The organism is Asanoa sp. NPDC050611 (assembly GCF_040654855.1).
GTDB lineage: Bacteria > Actinomycetota > Actinomycetes > Mycobacteriales > Micromonosporaceae > Asanoa.
On the sequence record NZ_JBFAIU010000509.1, the window covers coordinates 1 to 3829 of the forward strand.

Annotated in this window: 5 protein-coding genes; 2 read left to right on the top strand and 3 right to left on the bottom strand. The window is 72.2% G+C overall.

Features of this window, described 5'->3' with window-relative positions:
* Both AB0H87_RS39270 and AB0H87_RS39275 read left to right on the top strand, forming a co-directional pair.
* Positions 1–180: hypothetical protein (locus AB0H87_RS39270; protein ID WP_360158106.1), on the top strand; the 180-nt coding region annotated here is incomplete at its 5' end.
* 16 nt (positions 181–196) lie between these two features.
* On the top strand, positions 197–1015 hold the full coding sequence (locus AB0H87_RS39275) for a serine hydrolase domain-containing protein (protein WP_360158109.1): 819 nt from the start codon (positions 197–199) through the stop codon (positions 1013–1015).
* Here AB0H87_RS39275 and AB0H87_RS39280 read toward each other — a convergent pair.
* Genes AB0H87_RS39280 through AB0H87_RS39290 form a run of 3 tightly spaced genes read right to left on the bottom strand, consistent with a single transcriptional unit; the run spans position 1006 to position 3762 of the window.
* Positions 1006–1332 carry a hypothetical protein gene (locus AB0H87_RS39280; RefSeq protein ID WP_360158112.1) on the bottom strand — a complete coding sequence of 109 codons (327 nt, stop codon included), beginning with the start codon at positions 1330–1332 and terminating at the stop codon, positions 1006–1008. The two genes, AB0H87_RS39275 and AB0H87_RS39280, sit on opposite strands and share 10 nt — an antisense overlap.
* A gap of 17 nt (positions 1333–1349) precedes the next feature.
* Entirely contained in the window at positions 1350–3140 is a 1791-nt protein-coding gene (locus AB0H87_RS39285; RefSeq protein WP_360158115.1) for a 3-hydroxybutyryl-CoA dehydrogenase, read from the bottom strand.
* A gap of 58 nt (positions 3141–3198) precedes the next feature.
* Positions 3199–3762, bottom strand: coding sequence for a hypothetical protein (locus AB0H87_RS39290; protein WP_360158118.1), 564 nt, complete (start codon positions 3760–3762; stop codon positions 3199–3201).
* Between the last annotated feature and the right edge of the window lie 67 nt (positions 3763–3829).

Genomic DNA, 3829 nt, shown 5'->3' on the forward strand with positions numbered 1-3829 from the left:
GGAGTGGGAACGTTGACGGAGCAGGGCGGCCCGCGCCGCAAGAACGCGCCCGTGGCGCTGGACGAGAGCGAGATCCTGCGGCGCGGCCTCGACACCGCCCTGACCCTGGTCGCCGAGCGGCGCGCGCGGCGCACCCCCGCCGGGGCCGCCTGGGCCCGGGACGAGTCCACCCGCTCGTGAGAGCTACCGTGGCCGGGTGATCGACTCGTCCGCCCTCTCCCTGGTCAGTTCCTGGCCGGTGCACACCGTCGCCGTCGCCGTGGTCAACAAGGACGGCGTGCTGGCCCGCACCGGTCCGGACACCCCGCTGCCCTGGGCGTCGGTCACCAAGCCGCTGTCCGCACTGACCGTGCTGGCCGCCGCCGACGACGGGCTGGTCGGGCTCGACGACCCGGCCGGGCCGCCCGGCTCGACCGTGCGCCACCTGCTGGCACACGCCTCCGGCCTCAACTTCGGCGACGACCAGGTGATGGCCCAGCCGGGGCGACGGCGGATCTACTCGAACCGCGGCTTCGAGGTGCTCGCCCAGCACGTCGCGGACCGGGCCGAGGGCAGCTTCGCCGACCTGATGATCGACCTTGTGCTGGACCAGCTCGACATGCCCAACACGGTCCTCGACGGCTCGCCGGCGTCGAAGGTGACGGGCTCGATCGGCGACCTGGCGAAGCTGGCCCGCGAGCTGCTGAGCCCGACGATCGCGCCCGCGCTGACCCGGACCGCGGCGGAGGTCGCGTTCCCCGGCCTCGCCGGCGTGCTGCCCGGCCACGGGCGGCAGGACCCCAACGACTGGGGTCTCGGCTTCGAGATCCGGTCGCACAAGCACCCGCACTGGACGGGGACGGCGAACTCGCCGCAGACGTTCGGACACTTCGGACAGACGGGCACGTTCGTCTGGGTCGACCCGGTCGCGGGCCTCGCCCTCGCCTGCCTGACCGACCGCAACTTCGGCGAGTGGGCGGCCCCGCTCTGGCCGGCCCTGTCCGACGCGGTGCTCGAAGAGTTCCGTCAGCCGTAACGGGGTGCGCCGCGCGACCGCATGACCCCCGGTGCCCGGCGGTCGCGGGCGCGCCAGCAGCCGCTGTGCCAGTGCCGGCGGTCGGTCAGGTCGCCGCGCTCGTCGGCCGGCCAGACCACGACATGCGCCGTCCCCGGCCGGATCTCCTGGTCACAGCCCGGGCAGCGGTAGGTCTTCGCGCTCGCCCCACCCGGCACCAGGCGCACCATCCAGTCGCCGTGCCGGTCCGCCTCGACCGAGCCGACCCCACGCCGCAGCGCCTCGTCGTCGAGGGGGCGCCCCTCGTCGGGCTTCGGGCGGTTGCGACGCGGGCTCACAACCCCAAGGTTAGGGCTCAGTGCGTGTGGTCGCGGAATCCGCGCCCGGCCTTGCGTCCCACGTAGCCCGCGGTCACCAGGTGTTCCAGCAACGGCGCGGGCGCGAAGCCTGGCTCCCGCAGCTCCAGGTAGAGCTCGCGCTGGATCGCCAGCGCCACGTCGAGCCCCACGGTGTCGAGCAGCTCGAACGGGCCCATCGGGTAGCCACAGCCGAGCTTCATCGCGTAGTCGATGTCGTCGACCGTCGCGTACGACGCCTCCAGCATCCGCACCGCGTCGTTGAGATACGGGAACAGCAGGGCGTTGACGATGAAACCGGACCGGTCCGCGCAGTGCACGCCGGTCTTGCCGAGCGCCGCGACGAGCGCGCCGGCCGCGGCGGTGGTCTCCGGCGAGGTGCGAATGGTGCGCACGATCTCGACGAGCTGCATCACCGGCGCGGGGTTGAAGAAGTGCAGGCCGATCACGTCGGCCGGGCGCTGGGTGGCCATCGCGATCTCGATCACCGGCAGCGAGGACGTGGTGGTGGCGAGCACCACACCCGGCTTGCAGATCTCGTCGAGGGCGGCGAACACGGCCTTCTTGACCGAGATCTCCTCGACCACGGTCTCGATCACGAGGTCGACGTCGTCGAGGTCCTCCAGGCGCTGCGACCAGGTGATCCGCCCCAGGGCGGCCGCCTGGTCCGGCTCGGTCAGCTTGCCCTTGACGACGGCCTTCGCCAGCGAGGCGCTGACGGCCTCGGTCACCGCGGTCGTCTGCGGCTCGCCGCGGGTCACGGAGATGACCTCGAAGCCGGCCCGGGCGACGACCTCGATGATCCCGCGGGCCATCACGCCGGAGCCCACCACGCCGATCGTCGCGACCGCGCGGACCTCGTCAGGTGTCGTTCCGGCCGGGGCGGGCGGGGCCGTCAGCTCGTCCGGCACGACCTTCGGCGAGCCCGGGCCCTCGTACGTGTAGAAGCCCCGGCCGGTCTTTCGCCCGAGCAGGCCCGCCGTGACCATCTGCTTGATCAGCGGGACGGGCGCGTGCCGGCGGTCGCGGCCGCCCCGGCGGTACATCGTGTCGAGGATCTCGTACGCCGTGTCGATCCCGATCAGGTCCATCAGCGCGAGCGGGCCCATCGGCAGCCCACAGCCGAGCCGCATCGCCGCGTCGATGTCCTCGCGGGTCGCGTAGCGCGCCTCCAGCATCGACACGGCCTGGTTGAGATAACCGAACAGCAGCGCGTTGGCGATGAAGCCGGCCCGGTCGTTGATCGTCACGTCGGTCTTGCCGAGCCGGGCACAGAGGGCCTCGACGTCGGCGACCACCTCGGGCGCGGTGACCACGGTGCGGACGATCTCGACGAGCTTCATCACCGGCGCCGGGTTGAAGAAGTGCACGCCGATGACCTGGTTGGGCCGGGTCGTGGCGACCGAGATCTCGGTGACCGACAGCGACGAGGTGTTCGTGGCCAGGATCGCGTCGGGCTTGCAGACCCGGTCGAGCTCCGCGAAGATCGCCTGCTTCAGCGGGAGCTGCTCGGGCACGGCCTCGATGACCAGGTCGACGTCGTGCAGCGCCTCGAAGCCGACCGCGAAACCGACCCGGGCGAAGATCTCGTCGCGCTCCTCCGGCGTCAGCTTGCCCTTGGCCACCGCCCGGTCGATCGATCCGACCAGCGTCGCCTGGCCGCGCTCCAGCGCGGGCTCGGCGACCTCGACCGCGACGACGGAGATCCCGCTGCGCGCGAAGACCTCGACGATGCCCGCGCCCATCGTGCCGAGCCCGACAACTCCGACGGTGTTGATCTCCCGCGACACGCAGCGCTCCCCTAACGATCCATCAGGTCAGGGTCAGTCTGCCATGCCGCTCCGCTCGTCAACCGGCGCTTCGCACCGCCGCGACCACCTCCTGCGCGCCCTTGGGGCCGAGCGTGATCGTGTAGTGGTTCGTGCCCGGGACGTCGCGCTCCGTGATGCCCGGGAAGGCTCGCCCCGCGGCGCCCGGGGCGAACAGCCCTTCCGGCTGGTCGAACATGCCCCGCTCGGCACGCAGGAAGACCGCCGGCACCGGCAGCGCTTCCGGCTCGACCGGCTGCCAGGCGTAAAGGTCACGGGCGTCGCTCAGGGCCGCTTCGAGCCGGCACGCCGGGCGCAGCACGCCGCCGTCGTCGATCAGGTCATAGTCGGCGTACGCGGCCATCGCGTCGTTCCACTCGGCCAGCGACGGGTGGGCGCGCCACAGCTCCTGGTAGGCCGCGCGGTCCGGGAAGGTCATCGTCAGGCGGGCGTACGCCTGCCCGACCGTCTCGGTGATCACCTGGGTGACCTGCGCGGGGCTCGGGTCGGCCGGCACGCCCGGCGGCGGCGCCAGTGGCGGGCCGCCGTCGACCAGCACCAGGCGCTCGACCAGGGCCGGCGACTCGACAGGCTTCGTTGTCATCAACGACAGCAGCGACGTTTCGAGTCGGGAGCGCGTCTTCTTCCTCAACCGGAAGTGTGAGCTGACC